General features: G+C 54.9%; 14 protein-coding genes and 1 other RNA gene. 4 read left to right on the top strand and 11 right to left on the bottom strand.

Annotation, left to right across the window (positions count from 1 at the left end):
- The 4 genes from KNP67_RS01525 to KNP67_RS01510 form a co-directional block, all read right to left on the bottom strand.
- Window positions 1–267, bottom strand: coding sequence for an IreB family regulatory phosphoprotein (locus tag KNP67_RS01525; protein WP_029595797.1), 267 nt, complete (start codon window positions 265–267; stop codon window positions 1–3).
- A 37-nt stretch (window positions 268–304) separates the two neighbouring features.
- Window positions 305–2,944, bottom strand: a complete 2,640-nt coding sequence (gene alaS / locus KNP67_RS01520; protein ID WP_029595798.1) for an alanine--tRNA ligase — start codon at window positions 2,942–2,944, stop codon at window positions 305–307.
- A 310-nt stretch (window positions 2,945–3,254) separates the two neighbouring features.
- Window positions 3,255–5,462, bottom strand: a complete 2,208-nt coding sequence (gene recD2 / locus KNP67_RS01515; RefSeq protein ID WP_034797288.1) for an SF1B family DNA helicase RecD2 — start codon at window positions 5,460–5,462, stop codon at window positions 3,255–3,257.
- 70 nt (window positions 5,463–5,532) lie between these two features.
- The gene (locus KNP67_RS01510; protein ID WP_021066927.1) at window positions 5,533–6,219 is read right to left on the bottom strand and encodes a magnesium and cobalt transport protein CorA; all 687 of its coding nucleotides are present in this window, start codon (window positions 6,217–6,219) and stop codon (window positions 5,533–5,535) included.
- 116 nt (window positions 6,220–6,335) lie between these two features.
- Between KNP67_RS01510 and KNP67_RS01505 the strand changes: the two genes are divergently transcribed.
- The 3 genes from KNP67_RS01505 to KNP67_RS01495 all read left to right on the top strand — a co-directional run bounded on the left by KNP67_RS01505 (window position 6,336) and on the right by KNP67_RS01495 (window position 7,666).
- Window positions 6,336–6,884 carry a VOC family protein gene (locus KNP67_RS01505; RefSeq protein ID WP_021066926.1) on the top strand — a complete coding sequence of 183 codons (549 nt, stop codon included), beginning with the start codon at window positions 6,336–6,338 and terminating at the stop codon, window positions 6,882–6,884.
- 63 nt (window positions 6,885–6,947) lie between these two features.
- Window positions 6,948–7,223, top strand: a complete 276-nt coding sequence (locus tag KNP67_RS01500) for a hypothetical protein (RefSeq protein ID WP_021066925.1) — start codon at window positions 6,948–6,950, stop codon at window positions 7,221–7,223.
- Window positions 7,220–7,666 (top strand): hypothetical protein, encoded by a 447-nt coding sequence (locus KNP67_RS01495; protein ID WP_021066924.1) that lies wholly within the window; start codon window positions 7,220–7,222, stop codon window positions 7,664–7,666. The genes KNP67_RS01500 and KNP67_RS01495 overlap by 4 nt, the downstream gene beginning before the upstream one ends.
- Window positions 7,667–7,710: 44 nt before the next feature.
- Here KNP67_RS01495 and KNP67_RS01490 read toward each other — a convergent pair whose 3' ends face one another.
- Genes KNP67_RS01490 through cymR form a run of 4 tightly spaced genes read right to left on the bottom strand, consistent with a single transcriptional unit; the run spans window position 7,711 to window position 11,067 of the window.
- Window positions 7,711–8,376 (bottom strand): tetratricopeptide repeat protein, encoded by a 666-nt coding sequence (locus KNP67_RS01490; RefSeq protein WP_214755752.1) that lies wholly within the window; start codon window positions 8,374–8,376, stop codon window positions 7,711–7,713.
- 4 nt (window positions 8,377–8,380) lie between these two features.
- Window positions 8,381–9,502 (bottom strand): tRNA 2-thiouridine(34) synthase MnmA, encoded by a 1,122-nt coding sequence (mnmA, locus tag KNP67_RS01485; protein WP_214713888.1) that lies wholly within the window; start codon window positions 9,500–9,502, stop codon window positions 8,381–8,383.
- Window positions 9,503–9,505: 3 nt separating this feature from the next.
- A complete protein-coding gene (locus KNP67_RS01480; RefSeq protein ID WP_058763255.1) occupies window positions 9,506–10,642 on the bottom strand; it encodes a cysteine desulfurase family protein in 1,137 nt (378 codons plus the stop codon).
- A gap of 17 nt (window positions 10,643–10,659) precedes the next feature.
- On the bottom strand, window positions 10,660–11,067 hold the full coding sequence (gene cymR / locus KNP67_RS01475; RefSeq protein ID WP_058763254.1) for a cysteine metabolism transcriptional regulator CymR: 408 nt from the start codon (window positions 11,065–11,067) through the stop codon (window positions 10,660–10,662).
- A 60-nt stretch (window positions 11,068–11,127) separates the two neighbouring features.
- Between cymR and KNP67_RS01470 the strand changes: the two genes are divergently transcribed.
- Entirely contained in the window at window positions 11,128–12,435 is a 1,308-nt protein-coding gene (locus tag KNP67_RS01470; protein ID WP_058763253.1) for a replication-associated recombination protein A, read from the top strand.
- Window positions 12,436–12,459: 24 nt separating this feature from the next.
- Here the strand turns inward: KNP67_RS01470 and KNP67_RS01465 are convergent, their stop codons facing one another.
- From KNP67_RS01465 to KNP67_RS01455, 3 genes are all read right to left on the bottom strand, one after another.
- Window positions 12,460–13,227, bottom strand: coding sequence for a tRNA threonylcarbamoyladenosine dehydratase (locus KNP67_RS01465; protein ID WP_021066918.1), 768 nt, complete (start codon window positions 13,225–13,227; stop codon window positions 12,460–12,462).
- 95 nt (window positions 13,228–13,322) lie between these two features.
- A non-coding RNA gene (gene ssrS, locus KNP67_RS01460) (6S RNA) lies at window positions 13,323–13,509 on the bottom strand.
- A gap of 75 nt (window positions 13,510–13,584) precedes the next feature.
- Complete coding sequence (locus KNP67_RS01455) at window positions 13,585–14,799, bottom strand: DASH family cryptochrome (RefSeq protein ID WP_131471109.1); 1,215 nt, start codon at window positions 14,797–14,799, stop codon at window positions 13,585–13,587.
- Window positions 14,800–15,089 lie beyond the last annotated feature (290 nt).

Raw genomic sequence — 15,089 nt, 5'->3', positions numbered from 1 at the left:
TTAATCCTCTCTACGATCGTTCAAATACGATTTGACCAGCTCTTCGAGCAGTTCATCTCGTTCGATTTTGCGAATTAAGTTTCGCGCATCGTTATGACGCGGGATGTAGGCAGGGTCACCTGACAACAAGTATCCGACGATTTGATTGATCGGTTGGTAGCCTTTCTCCTCGAGTGCTTGATACACCGTGATCAGCGTTTCCCGAGTGTTGGCTCGATTATCATCTTCTGGAAAATTGAATTGCATCGTGCGATCCATTTGGCTCACAAGAATCCACCTCTTTCCGTTTGCACTTCACATTCTATTATGCCAGTGATTGAACGTAATGTGAAGCAAACTTCAATGCTTCGTCCAGTTTTGTCGCGTCACGGCCTCCGGCTTGTGCCATGTCAGGACGGCCTCCACCGCCACCGCCGCAACGTGTTGCCACTTCTTTAATCAATTTCCCGGCATGGAAGCCACGGTCGTTCAAGTCTTTCGTCACCCCTGCGACGAGGTTAACCTTGTCGCCGTTCGCCGAACCGAGCAAGATGACGGCTGAACCGAGCTTGCCTTTCAATTCGTCGACCATGCCACGGAGCGCGTCCATGTCTTGTCCGTCGACGCGTTTGGCAATCAATTGGACATCGCCGAACGTTTCGATGGCGTCAGTGAGGGACGACGCTTCGATGTTCGCAAGCTTCGCTTTGAGCGATTCGCTCGCGCGTTCGAGTTCTTTCATTTCAGCTTGAAGCGCTTGGACACGTGTCGGCACTTCGAGCGGTTTTGTCTTGAGCAGTTTCGCTGCCGTCTCGAGCGTCTCAATATGCTGGTTCATCACTTCGTAAGCCCCAGCGCCTGTGACCGCCTCGATGCGACGTGTACCGGCCCCGATTCCTGACTCCGACAAGATTTTGAAGAGTCCGATTTCAGCCGTGTTGCCGACGTGACAACCACCGCAAAGCTCGACCGAGTCACCGGCCGCGACGACGCGGACGACGTCCCCATACTTCTCACCGAAGAGCGCCATCGCACCTTTCGCTTTCGCGTCGGCGATGTTCATCTCTTCGATATCAACAGCGATTGACGCCCAGATGCGTTCGTTCACTTGACGCTCGATCGACTGAAGCTCTTCAGCTGTCACTTGACCGAAGTGCGAGAAGTCGAAGCGGAGGCGATCCGGTGTCACGAGTGAACCCGCTTGGTTGACGTGCTCACCGAGCGTGTCTTTCAACGCGCGATGCAACAAATGCGTCGCCGTGTGGTTTTTGATAATCGCTTGACGTGAGTCGAAGTCGACCGTTGCCGTCACCGCGACCTCTGCCTTGGCGACACCCGATGTGACCGTGACCGTATGCAAGTTTTGGCCGTTCGGTGCTTTCGAGACGTCTTTCACGTGAAGGACGAAGTCCGACCCGACGATTTGGCCTTTGTCACCGATTTGTCCGCCGCTCTCTGCATAGAATGGCGTCTGGTCGAGGATGACTTGCGCTTCTTCGCCTGCTGCGACGACGTCGACGAGCTCACCATCGTGAATCAAGCTGATAATTTTTGCTTCCGTGCCGAGGTTCGTGTAACCGACGAATGATGACGCGAGCGTGATGTCTGCGAGTACGCCTGACTGGATTTGCATCGACTCGACGTCGGCGCGGGCTGTCCGGGCACGTTCGCGCTGGGCGTTCATCGCTTGTTTGAAGCCGTCCTCGTCGACTGAGAGGTTATGGTCTTCAGCATACTCAATCGTCAACTCGAGCGGGAAACCGTACGTATCGTAAAGACGGAATGCATCTTCTCCGCTGATGACGTTCGAACCGGCTGCTTTCTGTGCTTTCGCGACTTCGTTCAAAATGGCAAGACCGTCATGAAGCGTCTCGTGGAAACGCTCTTCTTCGTTCTTGACGACTTTCTTGATGAAGTCTTTCTTCTCACGGACTTCCGGATAGAAGTCGACCATGATGTCACCGACGACGTCGACGAGCTCATACATGAACGGACGTTCGATCCCTAGCATCTTCGCATAGCGAACGGCACGGCGGAGCAGACGACGAAGGACGTAGCCACGGCCTTCATTCGACGGGAGGGCCCCGTCACCAATCGCGAACGATACGGTCCGGATATGGTCGGCGATGACTTTGAACGCCACATCTTTGCTGTTGTCGGCGCGATACGCCTCGCCGCTGATTTTTTCTGTCTCACGGATAATCGGCATGAACAGATCGGTATCGAAGTTCGTCGGCACGTCTTGCATGACGCTCGCCATCCGCTCGAGACCCATCCCTGTATCAATGTTTTTCCGTGGGAGCTCGGTGTAGTTCCCGTGCCCGTCATGGTTGAACTGACTGAAGACGATGTTCCAGATTTCAAGGTAGCGTTCGTTCTCGCCGCCTGGGTATAGTTCCGGATCCGTCGGGTCGTCGCCGAACGCCGGTCCGCGGTCGAAGAAGATTTCCGTGTTCGGGCCAGACGGGCCTTCCCCGATTTCCCAGAAGTTCTCTTCAAGTGGGATGATGCGGTCAGCCGGAACGCCTAGTGCGAGCCAGATTTGTTTCGCTTCTTCATCTTCCGGGTGAATCGTCACCGACAGGCGGTCCGGATCGAGTCCGTACCACTCATCGCTCGTGAGGAGTTCCCAGCCCCATTTAATCGCATCTTCACGGAAGTAGTCCCCGACCGAGAAGTTTCCGAGCATCTCAAAGAACGTATGGTGACGAGCCGTCTTCCCGACGTTCTCGATGTCGTTCGTCCGAATCGACTTCTGCGCATTGACGATGCGGGGGTTGGCAGGAATGACGCGGCCATCGAAGTATTTTTTAAGCGTCGCGACACCTGAGTTGATCCAAAGAAGCGTCGGATCCTCAACCGGTACGAGCGAGGCACTCGGCTCGACACTGTGTCCTTTTGATTTGAAGAAATCTAAATACATTTGGCGAATCTGTGCGCCAGTTAATGGTTTGAGCGGTTTCATCAACAATTCCTCCTTCAGTTTAAACGAAACGAAAAAAAGCGATGCTCATCCCTGTGGAAAGGGACGAAAGCATCGCTTCGTGGTACCACCCTCGTTCGCACGGCAAAGCCGTGCCTCGAACATCCGATAACGCGGATGAGGCGCCCAGGGTGAGTGGGGACTCCAGACTAGCTTCGGTCGACCGGACCCCCATCTTCTCTCAGCCTAGGAAGATGTCTCTGGTGAGGCGGTTACGACGTACTCATTTCCTTCATCGTCTTTAATCGTTTCAGTTTTCTATTGGTCATTATCACACGTCAATCAGGAGACGTCAAGACTTGCCGCCTAGCCGCTCGACGAGTTTCGTCCGCCGCACCGGTTCCTCTTCCCGTGTCGCCGCCTCGAGCGCACGCACGTCCCCGAACAAGAGCAGGCTCTTCTTCGCCCGCGTGACGGCCGTATAAATCAAGTTGCGCGACGAGCGGAAGCCGCCGTTGAAGAAGACGGGCATGAGCACGATCGGGAACTCGGACCCTTGCGACTTATGGATGGTGATGGCATAGGCGTGGGTGAACTGGTCCCATTCGCTCCGGTTATACTCGACCTCGGTTTGATCGAAACGGATATAGATTTTATCGACCTTGTCGACGTTCTCTTTGGCGTAAAAGATATTCGTGATTTCGCCGATGTCACCGTTGTAGACGTTCTCCTCGGCGTTATTGACGAGTTGGAGCACTTTGTCCCCGTTTCGATACGTCCGGTTGCCGTGCTTCACTTCCCGGGCCGCCGATTTCGGATTGAACACGTTTTGAAGTGCCTCGTTCAAGCCGTCGATGCCGCATACCCCGCGGTACGTCGGCGCGAGCACTTGGATATCGAACGGTGAATAGCCTTTTCGTAGCGCGGCCCCTGCCATTTGGCAGATGGCTTGAAGTGCCGTCTCTTGGTTGGCCGTATAGAAACGGCGGTCCGGCAGCGCCGCGAGCAAATCGTCCGGCATCTGTTTCGCGTTGAGCGCGTGCGCCAGGCGCAGGATGCTCGACTCGGACGCCTGCCGATGGACGACATCAAGGCGGACGACCGGGATGCCGTCGGTCGCCATCAAATCGGCGAGCACTTGGCCCGGTCCGACCGAAGGCAATTGATCACGGTCCCCGACGAAGAGAATCTTCATCCCGTTCGGCACGGCCCGGAGCAGACTTCGGAACAAGAAGATATCGATCATCGACGCCTCATCGACGATGAGCACTTTTCCGACGAGCGGATTCGTGTCATCGACTTGGAACGAACTGCCATCGAACTTCAAGAGGCGGTGAATCGTCGACGCCGGTAAGCCCGTCGACTCACTGAGCCGTTTCGCAGCTCGTCCGGTCGGTGCGGCGAGCACGAACGGGAACGGTTGATTCTGTACCGGTTCGAGCTTCCAATCGAACACATCGCTAAGCGCGTGGATGATGCCGCGGACGACGGTCGTCTTCCCGGTACCCGGTCCACCGGTGAGTACCATGAGCGGCGACTTCAAAGCGAGTTCAATCGCTTCTCGTTGTTGTTTCGCATACTCAATCGAGAACATCTCTTCGACGCGTCCGACCGCATCGAAAATCGTCGTCATATCGACGTCTTCTGTCGTCGAGGTCGACATGATGCGCGCGAGTTCTTCGGCCGCTTTTTGTTCGGCCCGGTACACGCGCGGATGATAGACGACCCCGTCTTCGACGATGACTCGCTCATCGTTCGCGAGCGTCTCGAGCGCCGAGACGAGTGCCTCACCCGGGTCGCCGCCGATGATGCGCGGCATCTCGTTCGCGAGTTGGTCGGCCGTGACGAACAAATGCCCGTTTCCTTGCTCGAGCTCGAGCACGTATAACACGGCCGCAGCAATCCGTTCCGGATGAATTCCTTGAATTCCGAAGTGAGCGGCGATGGCATCGGCCGTCTTGAAGCCGATACCAGGGACATCATACATGAGGGCGTATGGATTTTTTTCAATCGTCTCCATCGCCCGTCCTTCATACTCTTTATGAATCTTTGAGGCGAGGCGCGGTGTCACGTCGAACGGCGCCAAAAACAATAGCAACTGGTCGACCCCATACAAGATGTTCAACCGTTCGGTGATGACGCGGGCTTGTTTCTCTTTCAAGCCGTCGACGTTTGACAAAAGGCTCGGATGCTTGACGATTTGATCGATACAGTCGTCTCCGAGTGCGTCAGCAATCTTCTGGGCCGTCTTTTGTCCGATTCCAGGGAACGAACCGTTCGTTAAAAAGCGGACGGCCGCGCGCTTCGTCATCGGGACGACACGACGAATCCACTCGGCCTTCATCTGTTTCCCGAACCGGGGATGGTCGACGAGACGCCCGTGCGCTTTGTATGTCTCACCTTTTTCAATGCCGACGCCGACACCGGCGATGACCATCTCGGTCTCGTCTGTCTCAAAATTCTTTTCTTTTATACGTACGAGCGCGATCGTGTGCGCTTCTTCTTCCGATTGAAACAGGACGCGGATGACTTTTCCTGTCAACTCGTAAGGTGCTGCCATCATTCGAGCCACCTCCAGCTAGTTTTCCATCCCCCATTATAGCCCGAGTTGAAACGATAGGACAAATCGCCTAACTGAACAGGTTCAAGATGCGCTCAAGTTGATCGAGGTCGACCCGTTCCAAGATTTGAATGAGTTGATCGAGATCGATTCGGTTCAAGATTCGTTCAAGTTGATCTAAGTCCACGGTTTCAAGCAACCGTTCGAACCGTTCCAACTCGCCCGAATTGACGTACCCTTCGAGCCGCTCGAACAGTTCGGTCCGCTCGATGCGGAACAATTGCTCCAAAGATGGCCGCTGAATCAACAACACGAGACCTGCGGCAACGACATGGACGCCCCAGTTGAGCACGACATGACCGAGCCGCACCGTCTGTCCGACGAACGGGATGAGCGGGATGAACGACAACTGCAACACGATGATGGCGAGCTGGATGTATGGATTTGGGATGAACCAAGCCACAATCGCGAGCAGGGCTGGTACGACCCAGGCCACCCCGACCGTCCCGAGCGTTACGGACCAAGAGCGATGAGTCGACAACACCCAATGCATGATGATACCGAGCACGAAGAACGTCGCGAATAAGACTAACAGGACGGTCGACGCCCGCTCCGACTCGACGACGACCCGGAACAACAGATTGTTTGTCCATTCGCCCGTCGCTAAACGTTCGTCGATGGCGGCAAACAGACGACCGAGCATAAACCATTCGATGATAAAAAAAACAAGGACACTGACCAGACTGATCAATCGCATACACTTCTCCCCTCTCAATTGTTATTCCATTTCCCGAACAATTGGACGGCTATGCACGTTTTTCGTCGAATCAAAGCGGGAACTGTTCGAGTGAACCTATGAAGGAGGGACTATGTATGACGAAACGTATTCCAATCAGTGGCCTGTGTGAACTCGTGTTAGAAGTGACCGATATGGCGGAGGCCGTCGACTTTTGGCACGGCAAGCTCGGACTTCCCGTCGTCGAACAATGGGTCGGTGACGATGCCGAGCCGAGCGAAGCACAGGAACAGGCGGACGAACCATGGGCGACGTGGCTCTATGTCGGGGGGAACACCCGTCTCGGCCTCTGGCTGAAACGTGATTTCACATCGGAAGAAGAATCGAATCGGCAAGAAGAGGTGACCGAGTGGGATACGCTCTATGATGAGGGCGGCGCCCACGTCCACTGCGCGTTCTATGTGCCGATGGACTCGTTCGACCAAGCGCTCGAGGTATTAGAGGCGTCAAACATCCCGACGAAGCTCCGGACGTGGGACGAAGACGAGACGGTCAACGGCAAAGAGCGCTCGGCCTACTTTAAAGACCCGAGCAAGAACGTCATCGAGCTGTATACGAAAAACATGGACGAGGCGTACGAGAAGTTCGGTGGCGAGCCCGTAAAAATCACGACGAAGCAACTCTGATTCACGTATACGCTCGACAACCCCACATGATACGATGAGAGAAAATGGAAAAGGTTGTGTTTTATGCGTTTCTTCCCACTTCTGATCATGACTGGGTTAACCGTTCTCACGCTCGGACTCTATTTCGTGTTCGATGCGTTTCCTACGCTCGACCGGCCGACTTCGTTTGCCGCCTTATCGTTTTTGTCATTCGGCGCCATGTTGCTCATCTTAACGGATGGGGTACGCCGGACCAAATCAGGAACGGGCGTCGTGTGGAGCTATATCGCGCTCACCGGCGCGTTGTTCGTGACGATTTTTAATGTTTCGGTTTGGATCATCGGGGAGGTGGCGTCATGACGCTCATCTTACCAGAATGCATCACCGGCTTTTCATACGGCGACTGCCCCGCCCCCGAGTTCGATGATCAATCGTTCCGAACGGTTTGTTTCGATTACGCCCGTCGTAAAGGTGGGACGTGTAGCATCATCCTCGGGGACTCGGTCACCCCGAACTATGACCAAGCGACCATCACCATCCGTGGACGTAGCATCTATGTGCTGCTCAGCAGAGTTTATCCCGTCATCGGCATCTCAAAATATGAACCGTTTCAGTACGAGTATATCGATGTGCCCGAACTGACCGATTTGTTTCCTGATTTATATCAAATCCCATCAGCGGCGGAGTTGAATGAGCGGTTCGATTTGTCGCTACAGCCGTTTCTGAACAAGGCGGAACGCGGAGAAATCGAATATTGGGAACCAGAAACAATTGGTAACGTCATCTTCCATTATTGGGACTAACAAAAAGCGCCTCTCGCAAACACTGCGAGAAGCGCTTTATTGATTTAGTTACCGAGCAGCTCATCCATTTTCGCTTTCGCGTCATACGCGAGCGCATGGTCCGGTTGCAACTCGAGCACGCGTTCAAGCTCGGCGTACGTCTTGTCTTGTTCTCCGAGGAACGCGTAAGCAATCGCCAAGTTGTAGCGGGCGTCCGTATGGCTCGCGTCGAGGTCGAGCGTATGCTCGAGCGCTTCAACGGCCAGATCGAGCTGTTCGTTCTGTGCGAGCGCGAGCCCGTACTGGAACGAAATCTCGACGTCTTCTGGCGCCTGCTTCATCGCCTCGCGAAGACGTGGCAACGCCCGGACGAAATCGCCCATCGCCTTGTACGTCAAGCCGAGCATGAAATGAAGGTCGGCGTCGTTCATCCCGGCAAGGAGTGCCTGACGAAGCGAAGCCTCCGCCAAGTCGAGCTGTTCGAGCTCATAGGCGAGCGCTCCCTTCGCATAATGCGCCGCGCCGAACGCGTTGTCGAGTTCGAGCGCCTTATCGTAAAAGACGATGGCCCGTTCATGGTCACCGATCGCTTGCAGGAGCGTACCCATATTGACGTAACCAGTCGGGTCGGTTGAGTCCGCTTCGATGGCAGCGTTGAACTGCTTGGCCGCCTGTTCGAACTCACCTTGTTGCATCGCTTGGATGCCTAATTCGTTTGCGTTCAAAATCATCACCTCATCCGATATAGTCGAGTCGTTTTCCGTTTCGATACGCTTCGTCAATCGTCGCACCGCCGAGGCAGATGTCGCCGTCATAGAAGACGACCGCTTGGCCTGGTGTGATGGCGCGTTGCGGCTCATCAAATTTCACGAGCACTTCGCCATTTTCAAGTGGTGCGATCGTCACGGGTACGTCTTGTTGACGGTAGCGGAATTTCGCCGTAGCCCGGAACTCACCTGTTGGGACGGCACCTGTCCATGACAACTTCGAGGCGAGCAGCGCGTCCGAATAGAGCGCGTCATGATGGAACCCTTGGCCGACGTAGAGGATGTTTTCTTCCACGTTTTTGCCGACGACGAACCATGGGTCCCCGTCGCCGCCGATGCCGAGACCGTGGCGTTGACCGAGCGTGTAATACATGAGCCCGTCATGGTTTCCTTTTTGTTCCCCCTCGAGCGTCTGCATGATGCCTGGTTGTGATGGCAAATATTCCGAGAGGAACTCTTTGAAGTTTCGCTCTCCGATAAAGCAGATGCCCGTCGAATCTTTTTTCTTCGCTGTCGCGAGTCCCGCTTCTTCGGCGATGACACGGACGTCTTTCTTGTCCATATGACCAATCGGGAACATCGTCCGCGCGAGTTGGTCTTGTGACAACTGGTTCAAGAAGTACGTTTGGTCTTTATTGTCATCTTTCCCACGAAGGAGTCGATGCTCACCGTCGACATACTCGACCCGTGCGTAGTGCCCGGTTGCGACAAAGTCGGCACCGAGACGAAGCGCGTGATCGAGGAACGCCTTAAACTTGATTTCCTTGTTACACATGACGTCCGGGTTCGGCGTCCGTCCGAGACGGTACTCGGCCAAGAAGTATTCGAATACGCGGTCCCAATATTCTTTCTCAAAGTTGACCGCGTAATAAGGGATTCCGATTTGGTTCGCGACCGCGATGACATCTTCATAGTCTTCGGTCGCCGTACAGACACCGTTCTCGTCCGTATCATCCCAGTTTTTCATAAAGATTCCGATGACGTTATAGCCCTGCTCTTTCAGCAGATGGGCCGTCACCGATGAATCGACGCCGCCTGACATCCCGACGACGACCGTCGTCTCAGCAGGGGTTTTTGTGCGTAAGTTCATTCGTTATCTCACTCCGTTCGTGAATGTCGAGACGACCTCAGAGAGTCGTTCGGCGAGCCGTTCCACGTCTTCGACCGAGTTGCCGTGTCCAAAGCTGATGCGGACGGACTGTTTCGTCCGTTCCGACGTCCCGAACATCGCCGTCAATACGTGTGACGGTTCGATCGACCCGGCCGTGCAGGCACTGCCGCTCGAGATGGCAAAACCGCGCATGTCCATCATGATCAGGAACGGTTCGAGCTCGATGCCCGGGAGATACAAGTTGACGATGTGCGGCAAGCGATTCGCCCCGTTCACGTCATACTCGACTCCAAGTTCATCGAGTCGCCCGAAGAGCGCCTCAGCCATTTGCTGATACGTGCTCACCCGTTCGGCCTGTTCGATTTTGGCCAGTTCGGCCGCTTGTTGGAACCCGACGGCACCCGGAACGTTTTCCGTGCCGGCTCGACGTTTCCGTTCTTGTTGTCCTCCAAAAGAACGCGTCGCTAATTTTACACCTGTTTTCATAAAAAGAAAACCGATACCTTTCGGGCCGTTGATTTTATGGGCCGAGGCCGACAATAAATCGACACCGAGCGCCTTAACGTCAATCGTTTCCGTGCCGAGCGCTTGGACCGCGTCCGTATGGAAATAGGCCTGATGGTCGGCGAGGAGCGCCCCGATTTCCGCAATCGGTTGCAATGTGCCGACCTCGTTGTTGCCGTACATGACCGAGACGAGAATCGTATCGTCCCTGAGCGCAGCACGAACGGAGTCAAGCGTCACCGCACCCGTCGCGTCGACATCGAGATACGTCACATCAAAGCCTTCCCGTTCGAGTTGCTCCATCGCGTGCAAGACGGCGTGGTGTTCGACTTTCGTCGTAATCAAATGTTTGCCTTTATGTTGATTCGCGTACGCCGCGCCGAACAACGCATAGTTGTCCGACTCGGTCCCACCCGACGTGAAGACGATCTCGTTCGAGGTCGCCCCGATCCACGTGGCGAGTGTCCGGCGTGAAGCGTCTAACGCGGCGCGGGCCGTCCGTCCGATGCCGTGGATGCTCGACGGATTACCGTATTGTTCGAGCAAATACGGCGTCATCGCCTCGAGCACCTCCGGACGCATCGGCGTCGTTGCGGCATGATCAAAGTAGTTCATATTCGTTCACCTCACCTTTAAATATAGAACATATAGCCGTCTGAATCTTCTTCAGCAAGATCGGCAAGTGTCGTCTCTTCGAGCACTTTCTCGATTGCGGCTTTGATTTTATCCCATAGCTTCCGTTTCACGGCGTCATCTGCCTCTGAATCTTCGACAATCGTGAGCGGGCCTTCGAGCAGACGGATGATTTCTCCAGCCGTGATGTCCGTCGCCGGTTTGACGAGCTGATAGCCGCCATACGCCCCGCGCACGCTCTTGACGAGACCACCGTTGCGGAGTGGACCGATCAATTGCTCTAAGTAATGTTCCGGCAGTTCATGCCGGGCCGCAATCTTTTTCAAGCTGAGCGGTTTGTTGTCCGTTTCCCGAGCCAGTGCGATCATGATCGTCAATCCATAACGACCTTTTGTAGATATTTTCATCTTCATGTCTCCTTCTGCTATACTAATCGAACAAACGTTTGTCGAAAGGAATGTGTACGTATGAGTGATTTATTTCAGCAATCGAATAGCGGCCCACTCGCCAATCGGATGCGGCCGGAAACGTTAGACGAAGTCATCGGTCAACGCCACATCATCGGCGAAGGCAAATTGTTGCGCCGGGCCATCGAGGCCGACCGTCTCGGCACGATCATCCTGTATGGACCGCCGGGAACGGGCAAGACGACGCTCGCCCGCGTCATTTCAAATTATACGAAAGCGACGTTCGTCCAATTGAACGCCGTCACGGCCAAACTTGATGAACTACGAAGTGTCATCCGTGAGGCCGAGTCCCGGTTCGACTTCGAACAAGAACGAACGATTTTATTTTTAGACGAGATTCATCGTTTCAATAAATTGCAGCAAGACGCCCTGCTCCCGGCACTCGAGGCCGGAAAGCTCATCTTGATCGGGGCGACGACCGAAAACCCGAGTTTCGAGGTCAACGCGGCGTTGCTGTCGCGCGCGACCGTGTTTCGGCTCGAACCGCCTGGACCAGACGAACTTCGTGTCGTTTTGGAACGGGCTCTAGCTGATCAAAAGGGACTTGGCAATTATCCGGTCAAGATTGAGGAAGCCGCCGTGGAGCATTATATCAAAATGGCGGACGGTGACTACCGCGTGCTGTTGAACGCACTCGAACTGGCCGTGTTGACGACACCCGAGATTGACGGCAAAATCGACATCACGCTCGAAGTCGCCGAAGAGTCGATTCAACAAAAAGCAATCAAGTACGACAAGACGGGCGACCGGCATTATGACGTCATCTCGGCGTTCATCAAGTCGATTCGTGGCTCAGACCCGGACGCGGCTCTATACTGGCTCGCCGTCATGATCGAGGCCGGTGAATCACCGCGCTTCATCATGCGCCGGCTCTACGTCCATGCGGCCGAAGATATCGGGCTCAGTGACCCGAACGCGCTCGTCATCGTCGATGCGGCCGCCCGCGCGAGCGAACATGTCGGTTTCCCGGAAGCGCGCATCCCGATGGCACAGGCCGTCCTTTATCTTGCGACGGCACCGAAATCGAACGCGGTCATCACCGCCATCGACAAGGCGATTCATCACGTCCGTACCGTCGAGGGCGGTCCGGTCCCGGTCCATCTCCGCGACGCCCATAGCCCGGGTGCCCGTGAGCTCGGCAACGGTGCCGGCTACAAATACCCGCACGACGAGAAAGATGGCTACGTCCCGCAAAACTATTGGCCAGAGAATCTGGCCCGGAAACGTCCTAAATATTATACGCCGACGAGCCGTGGCTTCGAGCAACAGCTGCAAAAACGGCTCGACTATTGGGAAAAACGACGCTGACTCTGATGAGCCGGCGTCGTTTTTTCATTTCTGGATGCGGTTGATCTCGACACCCGCTGTCTCGAGCATTTGATTGATGACATAGCCCGCAGCGACGAGGCCTGCGACCGACGGGACGAACGCGTTCGAACTCGGCGGCATCTTCGCTTTACGGATCGGGGCATCTTTCTTCCCGACGACCTCGTTCACGTCTTCGCGTGTCACGATCGGTGACTCGTCCGAGAAGACGACCGGGACGCCTTTATGGATACGCTCTTTACGGAGACGTGTCCGGACCATCTTGGCGATCGGGTCGTACGTCGTATCCTTGATGTCGACGACTTTGATGCGCGTCGGGTCCATCTTGTTGGCCATGCCCATGCTCGAGATGACCGGGATGCCCCGGCGTTTGCACTCGACGATCAAATGAATCTTATAGATAATCGTATCCGAGGCGTCGATGACGAAATCGAGGTCTTGGGCGAAGAATTCTTCGAACGTCTCTTCTGTATAGAACATTTTCAGTTTGACGAGCTCGAGCTCCGGGTTGATGTCGAGGAGACGTGTTCCCATCGCTTCGACTTTCGGTTGCCCGACCGTCGACAAGAGCGCGTGGATTTGGCGGTTGACGTTCGTGATGTCGATGTCATCCTTATCGACGAGGACGATGCGTCCGACTCCGCTCCGGGCAAGTGCCTCGGCCGCGAACGACCCGACACCGCCGACACCGAGGATGGCGACCGTCTTCCCTTTTAATGCTTCTAAACCTTCTTGACCGATGGCCAACTCATTACGTGAAAACTGGTGTAACATACTCTTCCTCCAAATGAATCCTATTTTCTCACACTATTTTACTCGGAATTATAATCAAAAAAAAGACGTCTAGCGACGTTTTTACAATAAAATCGATGGGACCCGGAGTGCCGTGACGATGCCCTGCTTTTGAACCTGCTTAAGCAGGTGGGTGACCTAGCGTCCCCTTCACAAGTCCTCCTGCACGTGATGAGGCAGTTGATCTGGATGGCAGTTCGGTCTCCCGTATTCAAAGTGTTGGCTCAAAATAACGAAGGCGGCTCTCGTACACCTCAGGTATCCCATCTGTTGCCCTTACTATAGCACTGTCTGTAAAAAGAAGTCAATCAGAAACGACGACTTCTTATGACAGTTTCGTCACAACCAGCTGTTACGAAACGCACCGGTCGGGTCGTACGTATCTTGTTGCCGCGTGACGTTGAAACGGCGATCTCTCGAGTCGTTGCCGACGCCGGCCTGGTACGCCCAATTGCCGGTATTGCTGGCAACATCATAGTCGATCAGCATCGATTCGAAATACGACGCGCCGATACGCCAGTCCTGCCCGAGCTCTTTCGCAAAATAGCTCGCGACGATTTGACGCCCCCGGTTTGACATCCATCCCGTCGCGTTCAATTCGCGCATGAACGCATCGACGAAGTCGACGCCCGTCTCTCCCGCTTGCCAACGCCCGATGACGTCATCGTCCACGCGCCATGTCTTCTGTTTCGAACGGATGCCTTGGGCGCGGAACAGTCGTTTCCCTTGCTCGAGGGCGACCCATTGGAAGAACTCGCGCCAGAGCAGCTCGAAATAGAGCCAATACGTCGACTCGTTCGCCCCGTGTGACCGCTCATGTTGCTCGAGCTCGTGCAGCACCCGGCGCGGTGACAACGAGCCGTTGGCAAGATAAGCCGACAGTTTCGATGAGTCGTCGACCCCGAAGCCGTTCCGTGTTTCTTTATACGTCCGGACCGGACCGGCCAAATATGCCGCGAGTCGCTCTCGCCCCGCCCGTTCCCCGCCTCGAAACGGAAACGCAGTCCGTGCGTCATATCGCGGCTGTTCATAAGCGACCGGAAAATCGACGGCATACGGTTCCTTCGCAGGTGAGCGCTCAATCAAGTGGTCCGGTCTTGCTTCAGCCTCTACTGCCTTCCGAAACTCTGTGAAGAGGAATGGCAATTTCTCGAACGGAATCTCGTCCCGTGGATAGAGGGTGAACCCGTCGAACGCTTGACAATCACCCCGCCACGCGTTCATGACCTCACGTTCGCGCCTCCGTTCGTTATAGCCGATCGACCGTTGGAACAACAAGCGGTCAGTCGGTTCGAACATGTCGAGCGGATGACCGACATGGACGAAGAGCGGGATGCCGAGCGCTGCGAGCGAACCGGCCAAGTCGTCGAGTGCCTCGTTCAAAAACTGAAGTCGCCGCGGTCCGAGCGGAATATGGCCGAACCGGTTTTCAATGAGCTCTTCTTGTGGAATGATGTAGTGACCTTCAATCGGATCGTCATGACGGAGCGCCTCCTCGAGCGGACGATGGTCATCGACCCCTAAATCGTTTTGATACCAGATAATCGTCTTCACCTTTTTCGCCTCCTCCCCCCATTATGGGACATGGCTGCCGGTGTTCGCTTAGACGAAACTGTATGAAATATGTTTTCATTTCTGGAACAGGTGGAATATACATCATTAGAACAGAAAGGGGTGCAGCAACATGGCTAGAAAAGGTAAATTTGGTACACTCATTAAAGTCGCGACGGCGGTCGCACCGTTTGTCTACGATTACTATAAAAAGAACAAAGCAAAAAAAGCATCGACACCTAAAAAGTGAGCCAAGCGCTTCGGACCTCGTCCGAGGCGTTTTTTTCTTGTCG

The organism is Exiguobacterium sp. s157, assembly GCF_018618205.1.
GTDB lineage: Bacteria > Bacillota > Bacilli > Exiguobacteriales > Exiguobacteriaceae > Exiguobacterium > Exiguobacterium chiriqhucha.
The sequence above is the reverse complement of the archived record's forward strand: the minus strand, read 5'-3'. Positions and strand labels throughout refer to the sequence as shown.

Bases quoted from the DNA above. Each gene is read 5' to 3' on its own strand.
- alaS (WP_029595798.1), bottom strand. From the start codon at position 2,944: ATGAAACCGCTCAAACCATTAACTGGCGCACAGATTCGCCAAATGTAT.
- recD2 (WP_034797288.1), bottom strand. From the start codon at position 5,462: ATGGCAGCACCTTACGAGTTGACAGGAAAAGTCATCCGCGTCCTGTTT.
- KNP67_RS01510 (WP_021066927.1), bottom strand. From the start codon at position 6,219: ATGCGATTGATCAGTCTGGTCAGTGTCCTTGTTTTTTTTATCATCGAA.
- KNP67_RS01505 (WP_021066926.1), top strand. From the start codon at position 6,336: ATGACGAAACGTATTCCAATCAGTGGCCTGTGTGAACTCGTGTTAGAA.
- KNP67_RS01500 (WP_021066925.1), top strand. From the start codon at position 6,948: ATGCGTTTCTTCCCACTTCTGATCATGACTGGGTTAACCGTTCTCACG.
- KNP67_RS01495 (WP_021066924.1), top strand. From the start codon at position 7,220: ATGACGCTCATCTTACCAGAATGCATCACCGGCTTTTCATACGGCGAC.
- KNP67_RS01490 (WP_214755752.1), bottom strand. From the start codon at position 8,376: ATGATTTTGAACGCAAACGAATTAGGCATCCAAGCGATGCAACAAGGT.
- mnmA (WP_214713888.1), bottom strand. From the start codon at position 9,502: ATGAACTTACGCACAAAAACCCCTGCTGAGACGACGGTCGTCGTCGGG.
- KNP67_RS01480 (WP_058763255.1), bottom strand. From the start codon at position 10,642: ATGAACTACTTTGATCATGCCGCAACGACGCCGATGCGTCCGGAGGTG.
- cymR (WP_058763254.1), bottom strand. From the start codon at position 11,067: ATGAAAATATCTACAAAAGGTCGTTATGGATTGACGATCATGATCGCA.
- KNP67_RS01470 (WP_058763253.1), top strand. From the start codon at position 11,128: ATGAGTGATTTATTTCAGCAATCGAATAGCGGCCCACTCGCCAATCGG.
- KNP67_RS01465 (WP_021066918.1), bottom strand. From the start codon at position 13,227: ATGTTACACCAGTTTTCACGTAATGAGTTGGCCATCGGTCAAGAAGGT.